We start from the raw sequence: 22,194 nt of genomic DNA on the forward strand, positions 1-22,194 counted from the left end.
ACCGTTTCAGCCGCGGCGTTTGACAGCGATTGGCCTTCTGATGCACAATTGCCCAGCAATGGCAGATAAGCCCCTTGTCTCCGTCATCATCGCCAACTGGAACGGGACCTCTCATCTTGAGGAGTGTCTGGCGAGCATCGAGGCCCAGACATACCCAAGTATCGAGACGGTGCTGGTCGATAACGCCTCGATTGATGGCTCGGTCGAGCTGATTGGTGCGGACTTCCCCGAAATCAAGTTGATAGAAAACGATGTAAATCGTGGCTATTGTGCAAGCAACAACCAGGGGGCGCGCGAGGCGTCCGGCGAGCTGCTCTTTCTGCTCAACAACGACACCATCATCGCGCCAGGCTGCGTTGAGCAGATGGTCAAAGCCCTGCGAGAGCAGGGCGAGCGCTGCATTGGGTGTTTCCCCAAGGTAGTATTTCATTCCGACCCCCATATCATAAACGCCATTGGCACGACCTGGCACGCCCACTGCCACTGGCGCGACGCCCGTGTCGGCCAGATAGACCTGGGCCAGTTCTCACACTCCGAGCGCGTGTTCGGGTCAATCTTCCCGGCGGTCTTGCTCCGGCGAGATATGTTCCTGAAGATTGGCATGTTTGACGAGACGATGTTCTCCTACTGTGAGGATTTCGATCTGTGCTATCGAGCCAACATACTTGGCTACCACTTCGTCACCGCCCCTCAAGCGGTCGTCAGGCATAAGTACCGCTCGACAGCAAAGTCTGCGTTTCACGAGAGGTGGCAGCACTATTTCTTCATGCGAAACTACCTTTACGTCTTTCTGAAGAACTACTCGCTGAAAAGCCTCATCCGCCATTTCCCCTACGCCTTCTATCGCTACATCGCGAAGTCCGCCGTCGCCTCCATGAAAGGACATGACTTCAGGGCGTTTCTGCTTCACGCCCGTGCCGTCGCCTTCGTCCTCGGCAAGCTGCCGAAATTGCTTAGAGCTCGCCGGTTTGTGCAGAAGAACAGGGCCCGGAGTGATGAGGACGTCTGGAGCTTTTCAAACGTCGAGCACTACAACATATTTCATCATCTAGGCAGGCCAGTTCTAAGCCTGCTGAACGTGCGAGTCGGCATGACTGGCCTCACCGAGTATCACGTGGGCAATAGGGAGTATCAGGTTGAGTAGAAGGCTTTGGTCTCGGCCAACAGTCTGGACAGCGGTCGCGCTGATACTGCTGGCTCTCGTCGTTTCCTGTGGCTGCTCTCTCACTGGCACTGGCCGGCATTACCGGGCAGGCACGATCACTGTGCTGGAGACGAACGACGTTCACAGCCATCTGTTCCCCTGGACATATAAGCCTAAGTCGTCAACAGCAGTCAAGGTCGGCGGGCTTGCGCGCATCGCCACAGTCGTGAGCCAGGTCCGGGAACGCGAGCGGAACGTTCTGCTGCTCGACGCGGGCGACATTTTCTACCCCTATTCACTCAACCGTTGGCGTGCCCGGCCCGAAATCGGCGCCATGAACCTGATCGGCTACGATTGCTCGGCGGTCGGCAATCACGAGTTTGACCTCGGCGACGGGCAGCTTGGCGAGGCGCTGGATCTGGCCGAGTTCCCGTTTTTGTCTGCGAACATGGACGTCAGCCAGTCTTTGCCGCTTGCCGGAAAGGTCCAAAGCTACGTAATCAAGAGCGTGGGCGGTCACACAGTCGGCATATTCGGCCTCATCACGCCTAATCTGCACGATATTTCCAGCCCCAGTAAGCAGGTGAAGGTTGACAGCGATCTCGTGGCCAAGGTCGTAGAGATGGTCTCATACCTGAGGCCAAGGGCCGACCTGGTGTTTGCTCTGACGCACATCGGCCTTCGTCAGGATGTCAAGCTCGCCCGTTCCGTCAGCGGCATCGACGTCATCTTCGGCGGCCACTCACACGACGCGCTAGAAAAGCCGATCGAAGTTACGAATCCGGCCGGAAAACGGACGCTGATTGTCCAGTCCGGTTGCTACGGCAGGTTCGTCGGCAAGCTTCAACTTGAGTGCTCCCCTGATGGCATCGCGTCATATCAATGGTCGCTTCTGAACGTAGATGAGAGCGTCGAGGACGATGTGCGAGTAGCGTCCTTCCTCGAGCCGTTTCGGCCCGCCGACGAGGAGCAGGTCGGCATCATAGAGGCCGATCTCAAGCTCTTCGGAGCGGAGCTTCTGGCCACGGATTCAACAGTCGGCACCCTTGTCTGCGACGCCATTGCGGAGCAATTCCCAACCGCGGCCGTCGTCGCCGTGAACTCGGGCGGCATCCGAGGGGATTTTCAGCCAGCAGGCCCGATAACCAGGTCCCGAATTGACGAGATACTGCCATTTCGCAACCAGATCGTGCTTGTCTGGGTCTCAGGCTCGGAGCTCGAATCGATGCTCGAGCGCTCTGTCCAGGCGCTGCCACGGCCGAGCGGTGGGTTCCTTCAACTAAGTGGGCTTGAGGTTACGGTTCGGCTCGCCAGGCGGCCCGTGTTGGTCGGGAGGGAAGGCAAGCCCGTCAGGCCGGGGGAGAGAATCGTGAGCGTGTCGGTAGGTGGCAAGCCGCTGGACGAGCGTGAGAACTACCTCATTGCCACGATCGACTACCTCGCTGGGGGCGGCGACGGCTACATGGAGCTCGCTCGGGCCAAGAATCGCATCCTGACGGGCAAGACCCTGAACGACATTCTGGCAGACTACATAAAATCGCACTCCCCGCTTCATCCGAGGCGCCGGAGAGCCTACCGATTTGTATGGGATGAGTAACAGGAGTCGCAAGTGCTAGAGAGCTACTTCCGACTGAAGGAGAACAACACCACGGTCAAGACCGAGATTACGGCCGGCTTGGTTACGTTCATGACAATGGCCTACATCGTGTTCGTCAATCCGACCATACTATCCGACCCCCATGGCGCTGGGATGAGTTTCTCAGGCGTCTTGGTTGCGACCTGCATCGCCTCATTCTTCGCGACCTTGATGATGGCCTTTGTCGCCCGCTATCCGATTGCACTTGCGCCCGGCATGGGCCTGAACGCCTATTTCAGCTACATAATCTGCGGGGCAATGGGCGTCCCGTGGCAAATAGCGCTGGGTATCGTGTTCCTGTCGGGCCTGACCTTCACCATCCTGACCCTGCTCAAGGTGAGAGAGATGCTCGTCGATGCGATTCCCGCAGGTCTGAAGCTCGCCACGGCCGCGGGCATCGGCCTGTTTATCGCGTTCGTCGGCCTACAACACGCCGGCATCGTCGCCCGGAACCCGAACACTTTCGTTACCTTTGGGGACATTTCCAAGGCGCCGGCCCTCGTTGCATTGTTCGGCCTTGTTCTGACAGCTATGCTCGTCGCAAGGAAGGTCAAGGGCGGGATTCTCTTCGGCCTGCTCGCAACCGGCGTTGTCGCCGTCATCTCGGGCATCACGACGTTTGAGGGCGTCATCAGCACGCCGGACTTCAGCTCAGTAATGTTCAAACTCGACATCCTTGGGGCACTCAGTCTCGACTATGTCGTCCCCATCATCGTCCTTCTGTTTTTCGATATGTTCGACACCATCGGAACGCTCATCGGCGTGAGCGAGCAGTGCGGCTTCGTCAAGAACGACAAGCTGCCCAGAATCAACCGAGCTTTGCTGTCCGACTCGGTCGGCACCATGGCCGGTGCGGCCTGCGGAACGTCAACGGTAACGAGCTACATCGAGAGCGCCGCAGGCGTCATCGAGGGCGGCAGGACCGGGCTTGCGTCCGTGATGACCGCGCTTCTATTCCTCGTCGCCATGTTCTTCACGCCTTTAGCAAAAGCGTTCGCAACCGGCTGCGTTACGGCGCCTGCGCTGATCATAGTCGGCTGCCTAATGATGCAGAACATCAAGAAGATCAGGTGGGAGGACTTCACCGAGGCAATCCCAGCCTTCCTCACGATCATACTCATGCCGCTAACGTTCAGCATCGCCAACGGACTCGCGCTCGGGTTCATCAGCTATCCCCTCGTCAAAGTGGCGGCCGGCAGGTCAAAAGAAGTCCACTGGCTGGTCTATGTGTTGGCCGGCATATTCCTTTTGAGGTACATTTTCCTGCATTAGCGACCACGCCGGTATCCTCGCGACCCCGAATGGGTCGAACAGCCCGTCCACAGGGCTATGTTTAGCCCTTTCAGGGCTATTTTCCTTTCTTCCTCTGACCCTGATCCGTAGGTTTCACCTACGGCTACTCACGTTCATCCCCTTGCGGGGATGCGGGAAGAACGCCGTCAGTTGAGCAGGCCCGGGCACGATTACGAAAACTCATCCCAGATGCCAGGTTGACACATTCTTGCCGACTCGCTATAAACTGCTCTCGCAAGCACACATCAGAGCACTTAAAGATGAGACTAGACAGGTGAAGAATCGCGATATTAGGATACTTTTTGTGAACCCCGGCCGGGGTATCTACGACATGCCGCCGTTGGGTGTCTGCTACTTGAGTTCCTATCTTAAAAAGTATGGGACCAACACATACAAGACTGTTCTCGCCGATGAATACGCTGGACACAATCCGATCAAGGTGGCGAGACAGTTTGAGCCTGATATTATCGGCTTTTCGAGCGCGACAGCCCAGTATCACAGAGCCACCCGGCTGGCCAGAAAAATGCGAAGGTTCTCAAATGCACCTCTCGTCATCGGCGGGCTGCATCCGACTGCTCTGCCAGAGCAGGTCATCAAGGAGGGCTTCTTCGATATCGCTGTCGTCTCCGAGGCGGAGCGCTCCTTCACACACCTGGTCGATGCTCTTGCCGCCTCGGGCTTTGCGCTCGACAGCGGCGTGCTGCGGCAGATTCCGGGCATAGCGTTCAGGTCTGACGATGAGATTGTGCTCACTGAGCCGCCGAAGTTCATCGATGACCTCGATACGATCCCCTTCCCAGACAGGTCTCTGCTCGACCTTACGCACTACCTCCATCGCAACGCCGCTATCCGGAGCATGATCACCAGAAACACGACGCTAATGACGTCGCGAGGCTGTCCGTTTAGGTGCATATACTGCATCTCAGTGCATCGGCGCCAGCTTCGCGAACACTCGCCCGAATACGTCATAGAGGAGATGCAGAGCTTGGTTCGGGACTACAACCTTGAGGGGCTTTGTATAATCGACGACACCTTCATCTTTGACGGGAAGCGGGCCTCGCGCATCGCCGAGCTAATGCTCCAGACAGGAATCGCACGACGGCTCAAGTGGCCGTGTTACGGACGGGCCAACATCGTCAGCAGGTGCGAGGATTCCTTCATCAACCTCCTCAAGAAGGCGGGCATGGCCCAGATGGAGTTCGGCTTCGAGAGCGCCTCAAAACGAGTGCTTCAGTTCCTCAAAGGCAAGGGCGTAACCCCTGAAGACAACGAGGCCACGCTCGACCGGCTGGAACGCCTCAATGTCCGGGCGCTCGCGACATTTCTGACCGGAGTGCCAACCGAGACTGCCGAAGAGAGCAGAATGACCGTGGAGTTCATTCGCCGAAACTTCGAGCGGCTGGCATACTTTGAGATACTTTATTTGGTCCCGTACCCCGGCACGAGGGTCTGGGAGATGCACCACATGGATGACATCATCTCGCCCAACCTGTGGCAAAACTACAAGATCGGCCTGAACAAGAGGTTCCCCGTCGATTCAGAGTTCACAAGGAACATCGATTACGAGACTGCCACCAAGGCTGTCAATGAGGTCATGTCGATGATGGTCAAAAAACAGAAGCTCACGTATAACCTTCGCTTCCTGCGAGACCGGTTGAGGATTGCCCCACTCGACACTGTCAAGAAAGTCGCCGCACATTTCCTTGGCCGGTAGCAGCACCGTGCCGAGCTCGACTACCCCAGACAATTCACACAAAGAAGATCGAGAAAACAAGCATGATGAGTTTCCCCATTCTGTCTTGGAATGGTTCATGGCATCGCTTTCGTTTCACGGGGCTTGATAGGCGCTGCGAATCCCCGCAAGGGCATGCAGGAAGAACGTCGTCAGTCGAGCAGGTCCGGGTACGATTACGAAAACTTTCCGCGAGGGGGCACACTTGACTTTTTGCTCGCCCAATCCAAGCTTTTGAGGCATCGGATAGTGTGCTCAATGAGACTTTAACTGGCGAGGGGCAATGAGCGAGAGCAGCAAAATGAAGGCCGAGCGTCTTGGAGAGGTCTATGCAATCCTTGAGGCGCGATATCCTGACGCGAGGCTGCGGCTCGATTTCAGAACTCCGCTGGACCTGCTGGTGGCATCCATACTGGCTGCCCGGTGCAGGGACGAAGTTGTCAACAGGACGACCGCGTCGCTGTTTGCGGATTATAGGACGGCTAAGGACTACGCGGACGCCGACGTCGAGACGCTCGAGGCGGAGCTCGGTAGCCTTCCCATGTTCAGGCGTAAGGCCCGGAGCATCAAGGCAGCGTGCGAGTCCCTGGTGGCGGAGCATGGCGGCAAGGTGCCTGCCGATGTCGGTGCGCTGACTGCGCTCAAGGGAGTTGGCCGAAAGACAGCCAACTTGGTGCTTTCAAACGCCTTCGGCCAGCCTGCAATCGTTGTCGATACTCATGTCTTGCGCATCTGTGAGCGGTTGGATCTTTCGAGCGGAACGGATCGTGACAGAACTGAACGGGAGCTGATGAGAATGCTGCCAGAGAACAGATGGTCCCATCTGGCGCACATCTTCTCCGATTTTGGGCGCGAGACGTGCAAGGCACAAAACCCCAGGTGCGCTCTCTGCCCTGTTGCCAAGCTCTGTCCTTACATCAAGAAACGACGAGGGGTTGCGATTGAAACCTGAAGGGCGATCGGTCGTGCTAGAGCGAGTGCCTATGATGTCGGTCGACCGGGGCCGTTGCACACTTGTTCTGGCGATTCAGACAGTTCTAAGATACCTTGGGCAGAAGGTTGACTACGACTACTTGATGGGTATGTCCGGGGCTGGCTTCCTGTTCTACGTCAACCCCAAGGAGCCGGTTGCGGCCAAATGGTGCGAGGCGATGCGGGAGCGATGGTTGCACATCGTCTCGGATGCTGTCGGTCTGGAGCTGAGGCTCGTCGATACGGAAGAGACGTTGTTTGCGCGCGACCCCGAGGCACACTTCTATAAGGCATTTGGCAAGGAGGTCGTGGAGAGCCTCGAGTCGAGGCGGCCGTGTCTTGGGTTCACATGTTTTAAGGGGCCTCAGTGGGACGTAATAGCGGGTTTTTCGGACGGTCGGCTGCTGTGTCGGAGTATCCACAACAAGACGTCTTCGAGCGGCTTGATTGACCGCATTCAGCCCTATGACCGGAATGAGTTGTGGCCATCCAAGATCATAGTGCTCGGTCAAGAAAAGAGCGTCCCCCCACGATTGGAGATGATAGCCAAAGCGATCGAGGTTGGTCTGGAGATCGGGCGTGGCATCTGCGACGATGCGGGCAGCGGGCCGCTTACCGGACCGCTAGCTTTGAGCGCATGGGCTGAGCTTTTGGCGGAGAGAGCATCGGCAAACGACCTTGCGGCGCATGAGCAGTTGCGGAAGACGTTGATAGATTCCCGCATCTCTCTGGAACGCTTCCTCAGGTGGGTTGAGACGGAGCTTGGCCGGGAGCTTGGGCCTGACGTGGGGAGAGCCAGAAAGCGCTTCTCGGAGTCGTTTGAGATGCTGCTCTCGACGGACTTCACGGAGGAGACGATGGCCGATGGTGATTCCTGCGGAAGGGCAGTCCAGCGCATAAGGTCTCTTCAGGAGATCGAGAGCGAGGCGTTCAGGTATCTTGAGAGCGTCCATGATGGGCTAAATGCCTCCGGGCAGGTGAGCTGCGAATGAACTTTAATGGGCAGTGCCATGAAGGCCATAAAGCGGGTCCGTCGCAAGGAGCGCTGGCTAGAAGAGGCGCCATGAGTTTCACGTTGGAGGCGCCTGATGCCTGATAGGGACCTTCCCGCCCTGTCCATCGTCATCCCGGTTCAGGACGAGGCAGATTCTATTGGCTCGGTCATAAGCTCCGTCAAGGCCGCGCTCGATTGCCACGAGGGAGGCTACGAGATAGTAGCGGTCGATGACGGCTCTGCTGACAACAGTGCCCAGTTGGCCGAGGATGCCGGGGCGAGGGTCATCTCGCATGGCTTGAGGCGTGGCTATGGTGCGGCGCTAAAGACTGGGATCAAGGCGGCCAGGGGACGGACAATCGCGATAATCGATGGGGACGGCACGTATCCGGCGGAGGTGATTCCTGCGCTCGCACGGGGGCTTGAATCTGCCGACATGGTCGTCGGGGCGAGAGTGCGGGCCGGGGCCTGCGTGCCGATCACGAGGAGGCCGGCCAAATGGCTTCTGACGAAGCTTGCGGGCTTTCTCTCAGGGGTGAAGATTCCTGACCTCAACTCCGGGCTGCGAGCCTTCAGAAGGGATGTTGCCCTGCCCTATCTGCGGGTCCTGCCGGACAGGTTCTCATTCACCTCGACCATAACGCTTCTGATGCTCGGGGACGGGAAGTCGGTGGAGTACATGCCCATCGACTATCACAGGCGGGCCGGCAAGTCCAAGATAGTCCCCAGCGACGCCTTCTCATTCTTGATACTCATCATCAGAACCGTGATGTTCTTCAATCCGCTCAAGTTCTTCCTACCTATTGGGCTCGTTATATTTCTTGTGGGCGCGGCGAAGTTGTCCACGGACTATCTGATCTATGATAGACTATCATCAACCTCCGTGCTGCTGATACTATCCGCCATCCAGATATGGGGTCTGGGCTTCTTGGCGGAGCTGGCCCTGTTCCTCGAAAGGCGAAGGAAGTAATCCCCTCCCCATGTGTGGTATCTGCGGCATTGTCAAGGACTCAGGATGCAAGGTTGATCCGGCGCTAATGGATGATATGACCGACCTGATGCGGCATAGAGGGCCGGATGATCGCGGCATCTGGATCAATGCTGCGGGCAACGTCGGGCTCGGTGCGAGAAGACTGAGCATAATTGGCCTCTCAAATGGGCACCAACCGATATCGAATGAAGAGGGGACGTGCGTTCTCGTGGCCAACGGAGAGATCTACAACTACAGGACTCTCAAGAGTGATCTGATAGGCCGGGGCCACAACTTCTCAACTGACACAGACATAGAGGTCATCCTGCACCTCTATGAGGAGAGAGGTCCAGATTTCGCCGAAGTATTGAACGGCATGTTCGCATTCGCCATCTGGGATGAGAAACGGCATCGACTTGTTCTATGCCGAGACCGCATGGGCATCAAACCGCTCTTCTATATGCAATTGACAGACCGCGTCGTCTTTGCATCCGAGATAAAATCGATTATCTGTGACCCGAGCGTTCCGCGGGAACTTGATCTGCAGGCCATGCACGATTACTTCACTTTTGACTACATCCCCGGAGAACAGACGATCTTCAAGGGGGTCCGAGAGGTCCAGCAGGGATGCATAGCTGTTTTCGAGCAAGGGGACATGCGAACCACTCGTTATTGGGACCTGTCCTATAATCCCGATGTCGAACCGAAGCCCCTGCATTACTACGAGGAGCGTGTACGGGAGCTCCTATCCGAAGCGGTTCGCAGACAGCTCATGAGTGAGGTTCCTGTTGGTGTCCTGCTCTCTGGTGGGATGGATTCGAGTGCGATCGCGGCTTACATGGTTGCACACGCCTCGGAGAGGATTAAGACTTTCTCAATTGGCTTTGAGGACTCTTCATTCAATGAGCTTCCCTATGCCAGAATAGTGGCACAGGAGTTGGGCACAGAGCACCACGAGATGGTAGTTAGCGCAAAGGATGTCCTCGACGTGCTGCCCTCTCATGTCGGCTTTATAGATGAACCTTACGCGGACGGAGCAGCAATTCCGACTTATTACGCCTGCAAGATTGCAAGTGAGAAGGTCACAGTGGTTCTTTCAGGCGAGGGAGGGGACGAGATATTCGCGGGATACGACACACATGCGGCCTACCGGTTCGCCTCGGCCTTTCGAAAGGTCCCGAAAGCCTTCAGAGAGCACATTCTGCGCCCGTTGATCGACCTTTTACCAGTATCCCATAAGAAGATCAGTTTTGAATTCAAAGCCAAGAGGTTCATTAGAGGCGTCTCGCTGCCAATTCCCCAGGCGCATCTCTTCTGGCGTATTGTTCTGTCCGAGGCCGAGAAGCTGAGCCTCTACTCTCCCGCATTGAGAGACGAAAAAGGGCTGGCCACCTCTGACAGGATTTTCGCGCAGCTCTTCGAATCATGTCACGCAGAGGACCCTCTCAACCGGCTTCTTTACATAGACAGCAAGGTCTTTTTGCCTGACGACCTCTTCGTAAAGAACGACAGGATGAGCATGGCTCATAGCATTGAGGCGCGGGTGCCTATGACCGATCCAGACCTCGTTTCTTTCCTGAGCAGCGTGCCGGGGAACGTGAAGATAAGGGGCCTTCAGAGGAAGTTCCTACTGCGAAGGGCTTTGCGAGAGGTTTTTCCGAAAGCGATCGTCAAGAAGAAAAAAGTCGGCTTCGATATGCCGTTCAGCAAATGGCTGAAGCGCGAGTTTTATGACTTCATGATGGACGCCTTCAGGACGCAGAAGCTCAGGGAGGCAAACCTTTTCGATTGGGGCTTCGTGGAGAACCTGATCGAGGACCATAGAGCTAATCGCCGCAACAATGCTCGCCCACTGTGGGGACTTCTCAATTTTGCAGTTTGGTACGATGCATATATGTAAGTCCTGCATGCCGTTAAATGTCGAGAGGAAGCTGGCGATAGTCACGCAAGCCGAGCGGTACAGCCTGTGTGCTCAAGCGAGAGTCTATGCCTACAGTAAAGAGATGACGTGAGGATTTTCTCGGACCTCTCCTCAAGACATCGTGCGTGGCTGATAGGAATTATAGCGTTGGGCCTCATCGCAAGAGTCGTGTGGATGTTCGCCATGCCCTATTTCGTTCCAGTGACTCAGCAGGCAGACCCCTCCGAGTACAACCAATTGGCCAAGAACCTCGCCTCGGGAGAGGGCTACCGCTTCGTGGGGATAAAGGAACACCCCATGACGAATCTCGGTGAGCGTCTGAAGACGCCAACGGCAAGAAGGCCGCCGCTTTATCCGCTGCTCATTTCTCTCGTTTATTCGCTATTTGGCGAGCGATACAGAATCATCTTTCTTCTGCAGTGTCTGTTCGACGTCGTAACGATGCTCGCCGCCTTCGCGATTGCGAGTCGCCTATTCCAGCGTGCCGAAGTCGCTCTATTGGCAGCCGGCTTCGTCGCATGCTACCCTCCGTTCTTTCAGCAGAATATCGTCCTAATGAGCGAGAGCCTCGGGACCGTTCTGATGACTCTCTTCTTCCTTGCCCTTATCGTGGCCCTCTCAAACAACAGGGTCTGGTTATTCGCCTTGTCGGGCCTCCTACTTGGCTCGTGTGCGCTTGTTCGGCCTGATGCGCTTGCCCTTAGTGTGGCCATCCCAATTGTGCTTCTCTTCGTTCTCAGGAAGGGCAAGCAGAGCTGGAGGCGTGCGGTTTGGTCATCTTTAGCGATACTAGTTTGCTTCTGGCTGGCAATCTCACCATGGGTCATACGGAACGCTGTGGTGCTGGGCCGTTTCATTCCAGGCACAACGCTAACCGGCCGTGTGATGCTCACCGGCCTTTACATGTCCACGGTCGATCCCAAATTAGGCATAGCGCCTCTCATGCCTCCGGAGGTTATCGCGCGTGTTAAAGACCTAGACGACATAAGCAAAAATGATGTCCTGGTCCGGGAAGCAGTCAAATATGCCCTGAAGAACCCGCTCGTATGGCTTAGCGGCGCGCCCGGTAAGATCAACAAGATGTGGCTCAATGCGACTGATTGGTCCTCGCGATACTTCCTTTACTATCCGACCACAAGCCGTAACCACAATGTCAATTATGCTCTTCTATTCCCTAACCTATTTCTCCTATTCTTCGCCTTCATCGCGGTGTTCCGCTACAAGGGCCGCTGGCGGAGACAGGCCGTCCCGATATTCGTCGCTGTCGTCGTGCTGACACTGGCTGAGACCTTTTTGGAGGCGGCGGGGCGACACAGCATGAAACTAATGCCAGCAATCATGGTTCTGGCTGCCTACGGCCTATATATGACCCTCAAGAGTGACCCCAAAGAAGAGCCCGCTGCCAGAAAAAAACTATGGCTGTGGGTTGCCACGCTGTCGCTGCCGGTCGTTCTGTTTCTCTGTGGGGAGGCGGTCTTGCGCATCGGTCCCTGGGAGATCGAGCCCGCCTTGCGGCTGGACTACGAGACTTTCGTCGCTGGCAATCTAGACCATAAGGGCGCCTTCAAGTATATTTACCAACGGGATAACGACCTCTTCTGGAAAGGCCGACCGAACACCAACTGGACGGGAGTCGTCGGACGCGACATACCAGTGTCAATGAATTCCAGGGGCTTCCGCGGCCCGGAATTCACCGCAGAGAAGCCCGCCTCGACATTCCGAATAGCTTCTCTGGGGGATTCCCGAACATTCGGTTTGGGTGTCTCTGACGAGGACAGCTACTCTCAGAAGCTCGAACGATTGCTCGATGAACAATGTCAAGGAGATAGAGACGTTGAGGTCCTTAATCTGGGCATAATGGGATATACGTTATTCCAGGGTTGGATATCTCTGAATCTGCACGCGCCTCAGTTCCAACCTGATGTCGTGACTTTCGCATTCGGCTTCAACGATGTTCTCCCAGCGGAGCATCCCGATTCGGTCTATTACGCGAACGGCCACAGTTGGTTGGGAAGGTGTAAGGAGTTCTTGCGGAATAGCAGAGTGTTTCTGCTCTACGAGAAGTTACTGCTCAGGGCCGGTCGTCTCTTCTCGCAGGAGCCGCCGCCTCGTGTTATTGAGAACTCTGAACAGATGTGCGAGGAGTTCGGGACTGTTCAGCTAGGAGGGATGGTTGTCAAAGACCACAGGGTGGGAGAGACCGAATATCGGGAGCTGCTGGCCAAATCGGTCGAATTCTGTAAAAGCCGAGGGATCACGCCTCTTGTGATCATCCTGCCTCAGAAGTCGTTAAAGCCCCCGTATGTGAAGGTCCCGAAATATCACGGCCTGATGGTCTCCTTCTGCGAGGAGCATCGGGTCCCGTTCGTTGACATGTTCCCTGCCTTCTTTGAATTCACGAATTCAGGGCCCGAGGAAGACGCTTTAGACCGTCAGAAGAGGCTTCTATGCTCAATCTGCCATCCGACTGCTTTCGGGCACAGTCTGATAGCGCGGGAGATCGCCAAGAAGCTCGCCGCTCTCAAGCTCCTGCCGTGCGAACGGCCACAGTAGGGTCGGAAGCCAACACGCAACAACGGCCATCCGCTCTGGTTGCAGCAAAATGTAGCGTTATCTCACCGTGCCAGTGATTGTGAAAGGCACTGAATCGACGGATATGAAGTTGGAGCCTATTGCGCCGGATTCGGCGAGCGCCGCGGCGTAGATGTAAGAGCCCGGCTCAACGTGCGGGACGCTCAGCTCGAAGACCATCTCAGGCCCGAAGCTGAAGCCCGTGGGCAGAACCCAATCCACAGCCCACGGCCAGAGCCCGAAGCCGAAACCCTCCTCGACGAGGCAGATAATTGAGCCATCCGGCAGGATAAAGCCGACGAACGCGTCCACCGTCATCTCGGGACCCTCGTTCACGACTTCAAGATAGGCCTGCATCAGATCGCCGGCCGCGAACTCGTCCGCGTTCAGCGAGCAGAACACCTCCGCCTCAATCGGCGCCCCCGGAATCGGATAATGGAATCCCATATCGACAGTCCCGGTGTCGGGCGTCCCGTCAGCCTGAGTCGTCCTGTCGGCCACGCCCGCCTCGTGAGACCATCTGTCGCCTCCATCGATGCAAGGGCTATTCGGGTGCAGGTAATAGTCCCCGAATGGGCCGGGGACAAACATCGGGTCGCCATAGATATTCCCCTCGCCCTCGTTACCATCCTTGATGCAGCAGTAGCTCGTGGAGCATCCGGATAGGTCGTCATCATTGCCCCAGATGATGCAGGCTTCAATGGTTGGATTGCCTTCCCTCTCAGAATAGATACCACCGCCTGCGCCGGATTCCGCTGCCGAGTTACCAACTATAGTGTTATTAGTGATGCTTGGCGAGCTATGAGAGCTGCAGTATATACCTCCGCCATCGAAACCAAACCGCCCGTACACCTCATTCCCGATAATCAAGTTGTTTGAAATGGTTGGCGAACTGAGTGCGCAGTGTATTCCGCCTCCATGCTTGTCCGCTCTGTTATCGGTGATCGTGTTGCCCGAGATCGTTGGCGAACTCTGGCTCAGATACATACCGCCGCCGTCGTCCCATACGGAGTTGCTCCTTATTTCGTTTTCCACGATCGTCGGGGAACTGTGCTCGCAGTAAATGCCTCCACCGTTGCCCCATGAGGAGTTACCCGTTATCGTGTTGGCCTCGATCGTCGGCGAACTATCATTTTCGCAGCAAATACCTCCACCAATTCCGCCAGCATCGGTGTCATTTGTGCTGATGATGTTGCCGGAGATCAGAGGTGAGCTCTCATCGCAGAGTATGCCTCCGCCGAACGTGCACCCGTGATTGTTGGCGATCGTGTTATCCATGATTGTCGGCGAGGAGTACTTGCAGCATATCCCTCCACCACCACCAATATCCGTTCCGGGTGGATAAACAATGTTATATGTGATGGTGTTACTTGAGATTATGGGGGAGCTCTGCTCACAGTACACCCCGGCGCCGAACTGATATGCCCAGTTGTTTAATATGGTGTTCTGTTCAATAAGGGGCGAGCTGTCCCCCTCGCAATAGACTCCGCCTCCCGACCCGTACACGTCATTGAAAGAGATGGTGTTATAGAGGATGGTTGGAGAGCTCTCGACGCAGCAGATGCCGGCGCCGTAGTCGCGCGATGCGTTGTCGCTGATTGTGTTGCTTATGATGTCTGGTGCGCTGTCGCGGCAGTATATGGCACCGCCGTTGACCGCGTGGTTATCCGTTATTATGTTGCTCTGGATTCGCAAAGAGCTGTTGACGCAATACACTGCCCCGCCGGACTGATCAGCCTCCGACTCACCATAGGCCGAGCCGCCGGTCATCGTGAGGTCCTCCACAATGACGTTCTCCACATCAATGCAGCGAATTATATGATAGGCGGAGTACTCCCCGTCGAGAATGGTTGTGTCGGCGCCGGCGCCTGAGATGGACACGAGGCTTCTCATCGTGAGAGGGTAGATCTCGCCGTTCGTGGTCGCCGAATACGTGCCGGCCGCAACGTGGATGACCGCCGGACTCGTTTGGGAGACCACGGCTAAACCCAGGGCGCAGCTAATAGTCTTGAACGGTGCGTTGAGGGAGCCATCGCCCAAATCATCGCAGGCCTGGCCATTCACGTAGAGGTGCTGCGTACCCTCAGCCCAAATCACAAGCCTTTCAGTGGCCGGCTCCGACCACTGAGAATCATCGTCCTGAACCCGCAATGAAATAGTTTGCGTGCCTAGCGAAAGACCGGCTGCTGGTTTTTGAAAGCTCTTCTCAGAAGATAAAACGCCGTCCAGGTTGGAACTCCATTGGTAAGCCTCGATTCCCCCATCCTTGTCGGTGCCATGGCCGCGGAATTCAATTGTGTCCCTGCCGTATATCGCGGGATTCGGCGATATCGAATCGATGTAGGCCACCGGTCTCGGAAACTGAGCCTCAATGACGAGCTTTTCGGTAGCCGCTTCTGACCAGACGCCCAAATTGTCCCGCACTTTGTAGGAGATGATGTGCGAGCCCAATTCCAGCCACGATGCGGGGTAGCTGAAGCGGTTGTTGGTGCTGAGAATCCCTTCGAGGTCGGAGGACCATTCGTGCCTCTGCACGGCCCCGTCAGTATCGGTCCCGTGCCCGACGAATCGAATCGTGTCCATGTGTTGTGTAGCCGGATTGGGCAATATCGAATCGATATGTGCGATCGGTCGTTCGCCTGCCGGGATAGGGTAGTGATAGCCCATATCGACCGTGCCGGTGTCCGGGGTGCAGTCGTCCTGCGTCGTCCGGTCGGAGAGCCCGGCCTCTTCTGCCGACATGCTGCCGGCGTCTATACAAGGACTCTCCGGGTCGAGGTAGTAATCACCAAACGGTCCGGTCGTGAACATCGGATCGCATTCGATATTCCCCTCGCCGGAATAAAGGCCGTATCCCTGCCAGACGCAGCAATACGTCGGCGTTCCGATGTTATGATTGGTTTGACCTATGAAGATGCAATCCCGGACATCAATGCGGCCATCTTCGTTCTCTATTGCATCTGCGCCCCACCCTGAGTAATTCCCCTTAAATGTGCAGTTATCAATTACTGTGCTAAAACCACCAAAACTGCCACAGTATATCCCACCAGCTTTGCCCCAGCCCACATTGTTGCCAATAATCAGGTTGTTCTCAATAATCGGATTGGCTGCATTGATCCCCGCTCCCTGAGATTGTACCCTGTTGCCACGTATGATGTTAGCTTCGATAACGATTCTGCTCTCTGCTCCTATAGACGAGATGCCTCCCCCGAATTGAGCATGATTATTCTCAATCACATTGTTTCTGACCTCAGTGGCGCTATACCTACAGTATATCCCCCCACCGGAACTGAATGACGTCTCACTTGCACCGTTTTCCGTTATTATATTGTCTAGTATTTTGAGATCGCTGTTGCAGGAATATATGCCGCCGCCGCCGTTTTCTTCATGTTCATAGTCCCAATGACTCCCTGTGCCTCCCGTAATGGTCAATCGTTCAATTGTTGCGCCGGTCACATTGATACAGTAGAATATATGTCTGGAGTACATCTCTCCGTCGAGAATAGTATTTTCCGCACTATCGCCGACGACGGACACCCAGCTCTTCATGTTGAGTGGGAAGATCTCGCCGTTGGTCGAGGCAGCGTAGGAGCCGGCCGCGACGTGGATCGTGATCGGATCCGCCTCGGCTCCCCCATAGCGAAGGCTGCGGTTTATCGTCTTCCAGGGGGAGCCTTCGGACCCGTCATAAGAGTCGTCACCCAGCTGGCCATCGACGTAATAGTGGGAGCCGACCGCCTCGTAGATCTGAAACGGGCACTGGTCAACGGAGAGGATGCCTAAGGAGCCTGTGCCCGCGCGGGAGACCGCGGTGAGGAACGTATAGCTGCCAGGTGCAGCCTCGGCTGGGATAACTAGTTCGAAGACCATCTCAGGCCCTGCGGCGAAGCCAGAAGGCAGGATCAGATCGGAATACCAGGGCCAGATGCCAACTCCGAAACCGTCTTGGGTGAGCGAGACCATCGAACCGTCCGGCAGCACGATTGCGGCGAAGATGTCCACCACAACATCCGCGCCTCGGTTCTCAACGCTCATAAAGCCCTGCAAGACATCACCCGCCGCGAACTCGTCCGCGTTCAGCGAGCAGAACACCTCCGCCTCAATTGGCACGCCTGGAATCGGATAGTGGTAGCCCATATCGACAGTCCCGCTGTCGGGCGTCCCGTCAGCTTGCGTCGTCCTATCGGATACGCCCGCCTCCTCCGCCGATTGGCTGCCGGCATCGATGCAGGGGCTGTTGGGGTGCAGGTAGTAGTCGCCGAACGGGCCGGGAACGAACATCGGGTCATCCGAGATGTTGCCCTCGCCGGTCCAGTTCCTAATGCAGGAATACGTAATAGTGGCGTCACAGGAGTACATCTCGTGGCCTGGAGTCGCGTTGTCGGCCCAAATAATGCAGTTGCTGATCGTCCCATTGCACCGATAGAGCCCGGCGCCAAAGTCGGCGCGGTTGCCGGTAATGGTACAGTTGAGGACCGTGGCCTTGCAGACAAACAAGGCTCCGCCGTCCCCTTCTGCCGAGTTGTTTGAGATGATGCAATCCTCGATCAGACCATGGCAACGTGCAAGCCCGCCTCCGCCAACATCGGTGTCCGCCCCGGCATAGGTCCAGTTGTCATCAATCGTGCAGCCCGCGATCCTGCCGCTGCATTGATAGAATCCGCCCCCATCGAACAAGGCGCCGTTGCCGATTATCTCGCAGGATATGATCTCACCGTGACAACCCGCTAGCCCTCCGCCGTCGTGCCCGGTGTTAATGAAGACGCTGCAGCGTTGTATGATGCCCTGGCAGCCGTAAAGACCTCCACCGTACTCGCCGGCGCAGTTATTGCTGATCGCGCACTCTGTGATAAGGCCGTCGCACGCTGCGATACCGGCGCCGCATTCAGCGGAATTAGATTCTATCGCGCAATTGAGAATCGAGGCCTTCGCGTGATGCGTCCACTTGGAGGCGCCCCATACTCCTCCCCCATATTCGCTCCAACCGTTGGTAATCGTCATTCCAGCGAGCTGGCAAGTCTCATCCTCTGTGCCATCGAATGCGACAACTGGCCCCAGTTCTTGTCCATCGATGATCGTAGCGGATACGATGTCGGAATCGCTAGGGTCCGTTGATCTCAGCGTCACATTTCGTCCTCCGAACTGGATGTTCTCATAATACGTCCCCGGGTGGACGATGACAGTATCGCCATCACGGGCGGCGTCGATGGCTTTCTGGATGCTCTTGAAATCTCCGGACCCGTTTTCCTTGACCTCGTATGTGATCGGCCTGTCGCTGTGGCATATGAACGAGGTCTGAGAGAGATCGGTGAGCATAGCGCTTGAATCCATCGAGCCGTGCTCATAAACCGCCGAATAAACCGTATAGTTGCCTTCAAGGGCTGTGTCACTCAATTCGTAGCCGAACGTATCGACAAAAGCACTCTCCGGCCCAAGGGATACGTCGGCAATCCAGGGGGTCATATCAGCAGATAGCGATGGGATGAAAAACAGTTGTCCGCCGGGAACTTCGATCGCCGCATAGACGTCAACCTGCCGCTCAGTGTCCGAGCTTCCCGCGTGGATCGATAGCTTGGCGGTCTCGCCAGTTCCGTAGGTCTGCCTGTCGGCTTCTACATAGACGTAGCAGCCGACAGGGTACTCATAGGCCCCCATGTCAACAATCCGGTTGGCTATTCTCGGACCACCCTCAACGTCCCTGAGGCCTGCGACATAAGAATTACTTCCCGTGTCAATGCACGGCGAATAAGCGGAAAGATGGTAATCGCCGTCAACAGCATCGACGAACAGCGAGTCGTCGGAGATGTTGCCCGCGCCCGAAGCCTCCCAATGGCCAATGCAGCTGTTGAACGATGTGAACGATGAGTCATCTGGGTAAACATCGGGGCCTTCAGGGGCCCAGTTACCCCAGACGATGCTGTTGAATATCTTCCCGCTAAACTCGTAAATCCCCCCTCCTTCCTCGGCCAAGTTGCCAGCTATGGTGCAGTTCCTGATTGTGGGCGATCTCTCGTAACTCCAAATCGCACCCCCCTCTGGCGCGGAGTTATCGCAGATGAGGCAGTTGGCAAATAGGCCATCGCAGGCGCGAATCGCACCACCATACGCGCCGATATTGCCGGAGATGACGCAACGAACGATCTCACCCCGACAATCATAGAGGGCCCCACCGCCTGATGCCTGATTCCCGGCAATCCAGCAGCCCTTGATTCGACCGTCGCAGCCACAAAACCCGCCACCCGAACTTGCAGTGTTGCCGTAGATGATACAATTGTAGATCGAAGCCATTGAATGGGGTCCATCCTCCAATCCGCCGAATATCCCACCGCCATTGGTCGCTGAGCCGTTTGTCATCGTAAAACCCGAAAGCAAACACGCCTCGTCCTCCGCGCCCGAGAACTCGACCACTGAGCCGAGCTGCCGACCGTCGATGATCGTCGCCTCAACTACGTCCCAATCCTCAGAATCCATCGATCTCAGGACGATATTCTTGCCCTTGAACCCCACGTTCTCATAGTAGGTGCCCGGGTGGACGATGATGGTGTCGCCATCCACGGCGGCATCGATCGCGTTCTGAATAACCGTGAAGTCGCCCGTGCCGTCCTGATTGACGTGATACTCGGCCGCAAGTGTGGGATAAGCAAGAAGGAGAGATAAGCAAAGCACAGTGATTTGAATAAGTGCTTTCATAGTGAATTGCTCCTATCTCTTAGGTTTGCGTGAACTCAACCGCCACTAATCGTAAACGAACTCACTGACGTGCGTAAGAAGGCCTGCTCCCCCGTTTGGGAGACCGCGGCGGCATAAGCGCAGTCTCCTGGGGGAGCATTGCCGGGCACGGTTAGGTCCAGTATCTTCAGAGGGTCTATGGTGGCGTTGCAGTCAAGAAAGACCGACGTTGCGAAGGGGAAGATGCCGAAATAGGCACCATCCGGCCCAATACAGAGGACGCTCCCGTCGGGCAGAATCAACCCTATATAAACGTCCACTACGACTTCAGAGCCATGGTTCTCCACGCTCAGGTATGCTTCGAGGTCATCCCCTGGGCCGAATTCGTTGTCATTAAGGGAGGTCTGGATGGTCACGGCGAAGATGGGATAGTGGTATCCCATATCGACGGTTCCTTTGTCGGCGCCTCCGTCGCTCCGGGTGGTGAGCTTGTCCAGGCCGAGGTTCTCGGCCGTGTCGCTGCCGGCGTCGATGCAGGGGCTATCCGCATCCTGACCCGCCGTCAGGGAGGACAGATAGTAGTCACCCAGTGGCCCAGTTGCGAAGACCGGGTCTTGGCTGATGTTGCCAACGCCGCCTTGCGTCCAGTTTTGAATGCAGCTGTAAGATGGCGTGCAACGGTCCGGCCCCACTTCCCCTGCATCGCCGTTGCCCCAGATAATGCAGTTGGTGATGGCGCCTGTATGGAAGTAAACGCCGCCGCCGTTTTCTGCTGCCGAGTTGTGAGCTATTGTGCAGTTCTGGACCATCCCCTGGCAATGGCCCAGGCCACCTCCCGCGTTGTAGTCAGCAACATTATTGATTATCAAACAGTTCTTGATCTGTCCGTCGAAGTCGTATATACCGCCTCCACAACCCATGTCTGCGAAGTTGTCCCTGATGACGCAGTCTTCAAGCGTTCCAGAGCAAGAGTCCAAGCCCGCTCCCATCCACGACACGTTACCGGAAATCGTGCAGCCCTTGATAATTCCATGGCAATCGCAAAGGCCGGAGCCAGTGTTGTTGCTTATTGTGCAGTATTCTATGTTTCCCACCCATACGTGTATCCCGGCACCGTCCGTGCTAGAGAAGTTTCCTGTCCAGTTATCGTCTATAAGGCAGTTTAGAATGTCTCCTTCACAATCATACATCCCCCCTCCTGTAAAAACGGCTGCGTTGCCGGTAATCCGGCTATTGGCGATATTGCCTCTCCATTGGTAAAGACCGCCCCCTGCTCCCTGGATGCCGTTGTCGCTGATTACACAATTATCGATGCTCCCAGTGCTTTCGGATAGCCCACCCCCGTCTCCGTATTCTGTCCAGTTCGAGAGTATGGAGCACCGGGCGATCTCTGCACTGCAATCATGGAGACCTCCACCGTCATGGCTCGCGGAGTTCTGTTTAACTGTGCACGCCACCATGCTGCCCTCGAACCTGAAGAGCCCGCCACCGCTGCCATCCGCCGTGTTTCCGATTATGAGGCAGTTTTCAAGGCTGCCACCAAAACACTCGGCGAGACCTCCGCCCCATCCCGCTGTGTTATCCCTGATTGTGCAGTTCTCTATTGTCCCGCTGCACCACATCAGGCCGCCGCCTGACGCGCCAACGGCCCCAGCCGCAGTGTTCTGCGTGATCACGCAGCCTGTAATCGAGGCTTTCGTATGAGGCGCGTTCCATTTGCGGGCGCCGCAGATTCCACCGCCGTAGCCGTTCTTCCCGTTTGTGATCGTAAAACCCGAAAGCAAACACGCCTCGTCCTCCGTGCCGTAAAAGGCAACAACTGGGCCGCTCTGGCCGCCATCGATGATAGTGCTCTCGACGCAGCCTGCGTCTTCAGGATCAACGGAACAGAGCACGATATTCTTGCCCTCAAAACGGACGTTCTCGTAGTAGGTCCCCGGGTGGACGATAACGATGTCGCCATCAATTGCGACATCGATCGCGTTCTGAATGACCGTGAAATCGTCGCTCCCGTCCTGATTGACGTGGTACTCCGCCGCAAGGGCCAGAATGCCGATGCAGTGCAGAATAACGAATACAGCCAGACCTATTGCTAGCATTCTCATGTCCCGATTCTCCTTCTATATTGCTGAGTTCGCCGATCCAACTCCTCTGCCATTAGGTCCATAGATTCTCAAAACCAGCCAGCTGTTCTATGGGCATACGCCATCTAAAGCCGACGAAACCTAACTTAGCGCACATTTTGACACCAGAAAGATACAAAGAATACAGTAAAACAGAGACCAAAACAAG

Annotated in this window: 11 protein-coding genes; 9 read left to right on the top strand and 2 right to left on the bottom strand. The window is 56.1% G+C overall.

Annotated elements, in window-relative coordinates:
* Positions 1-19: 19 nt before the first annotated feature.
* From VM163_08865 to VM163_08905, 9 genes are all read left to right on the top strand, one after another.
* Complete coding sequence (locus tag VM163_08865) at positions 20-1,144, top strand: glycosyltransferase family 2 protein (protein HUT03985.1); 1,125 nt, start codon at positions 20-22, stop codon at positions 1,142-1,144.
* Entirely contained in the window at positions 1,137-2,741 is a 1,605-nt protein-coding gene (locus tag VM163_08870; GenBank protein HUT03986.1) for a bifunctional UDP-sugar hydrolase/5'-nucleotidase, read from the top strand. Before VM163_08865 ends, VM163_08870 begins: the two co-directional genes overlap by 8 nt.
* Before the next feature lie 12 nt (positions 2,742-2,753).
* The gene (locus tag VM163_08875; GenBank protein ID HUT03987.1) at positions 2,754-4,052 is read left to right on the top strand and encodes an NCS2 family permease; all 1,299 of its coding nucleotides are present in this window, start codon (positions 2,754-2,756) and stop codon (positions 4,050-4,052) included.
* Between the two features lie 295 nt (positions 4,053-4,347).
* Complete coding sequence (locus tag VM163_08880; GenBank protein ID HUT03988.1) at positions 4,348-5,787, top strand: radical SAM protein; 1,440 nt, start codon at positions 4,348-4,350, stop codon at positions 5,785-5,787.
* Positions 5,788-6,088: 301 nt separating this feature from the next.
* Positions 6,089-6,757, top strand: coding sequence for an endonuclease III (gene nth / locus VM163_08885; protein ID HUT03989.1), 669 nt, complete (start codon positions 6,089-6,091; stop codon positions 6,755-6,757).
* The gene (locus tag VM163_08890) at positions 6,747-7,769 is read left to right on the top strand and encodes a hypothetical protein (GenBank protein ID HUT03990.1); all 1,023 of its coding nucleotides are present in this window, start codon (positions 6,747-6,749) and stop codon (positions 7,767-7,769) included. The genes nth and VM163_08890 overlap by 11 nt, the downstream gene beginning before the upstream one ends.
* Before the next feature lie 96 nt (positions 7,770-7,865).
* Positions 7,866-8,741 (top strand): glycosyltransferase family 2 protein, encoded by an 876-nt coding sequence (locus VM163_08895; protein HUT03991.1) that lies wholly within the window; start codon positions 7,866-7,868, stop codon positions 8,739-8,741.
* Between the two features lie 10 nt (positions 8,742-8,751).
* On the top strand, positions 8,752-10,641 hold the full coding sequence (gene asnB / locus VM163_08900) for an asparagine synthase (glutamine-hydrolyzing) (GenBank protein HUT03992.1): 1,890 nt from the start codon (positions 8,752-8,754) through the stop codon (positions 10,639-10,641).
* 108 nt (positions 10,642-10,749) lie between these two features.
* Entirely contained in the window at positions 10,750-13,215 is a 2,466-nt protein-coding gene (locus tag VM163_08905) for a GDSL-type esterase/lipase family protein (GenBank protein HUT03993.1), read from the top strand.
* A 57-nt stretch (positions 13,216-13,272) separates the two neighbouring features.
* Here the strand turns inward: VM163_08905 and VM163_08910 are convergent, their stop codons facing one another.
* A complete protein-coding gene (locus VM163_08910; GenBank protein ID HUT03994.1) occupies positions 13,273-19,923 on the bottom strand; it encodes a right-handed parallel beta-helix repeat-containing protein in 6,651 nt (2,216 codons plus the stop codon).
* A 35-nt stretch (positions 19,924-19,958) separates the two neighbouring features.
* Positions 19,959-22,007 carry a right-handed parallel beta-helix repeat-containing protein gene (locus tag VM163_08915; protein HUT03995.1) on the bottom strand — a complete coding sequence of 683 codons (2,049 nt, stop codon included), beginning with the start codon at positions 22,005-22,007 and terminating at the stop codon, positions 19,959-19,961.
* Positions 22,008-22,194: the final 187 nt, after the last annotated feature.

The organism is bacterium (assembly GCA_035527515.1).
GTDB lineage: Bacteria > B130-G9 > B130-G9 > B130-G9 > B130-G9 > B130-G9.

Bases quoted from the DNA above. Each gene is read 5' to 3' on its own strand.
- asnB (HUT03992.1), top strand. From the start codon at position 8,752: ATGTGTGGTATCTGCGGCATTGTCAAGGACTCAGGATGCAAGGTTGAT.
- VM163_08895 (HUT03991.1), top strand. From the start codon at position 7,866: ATGCCTGATAGGGACCTTCCCGCCCTGTCCATCGTCATCCCGGTTCAG.
- VM163_08910 (HUT03994.1), bottom strand. From the start codon at position 19,923: ATGAAAGCACTTATTCAAATCACTGTGCTTTGCTTATCTCTCCTTCTT.
- VM163_08915 (HUT03995.1), bottom strand. From the start codon at position 22,007: ATGAGAATGCTAGCAATAGGTCTGGCTGTATTCGTTATTCTGCACTGC.
- nth (HUT03989.1), top strand. From the start codon at position 6,089: ATGAGCGAGAGCAGCAAAATGAAGGCCGAGCGTCTTGGAGAGGTCTAT.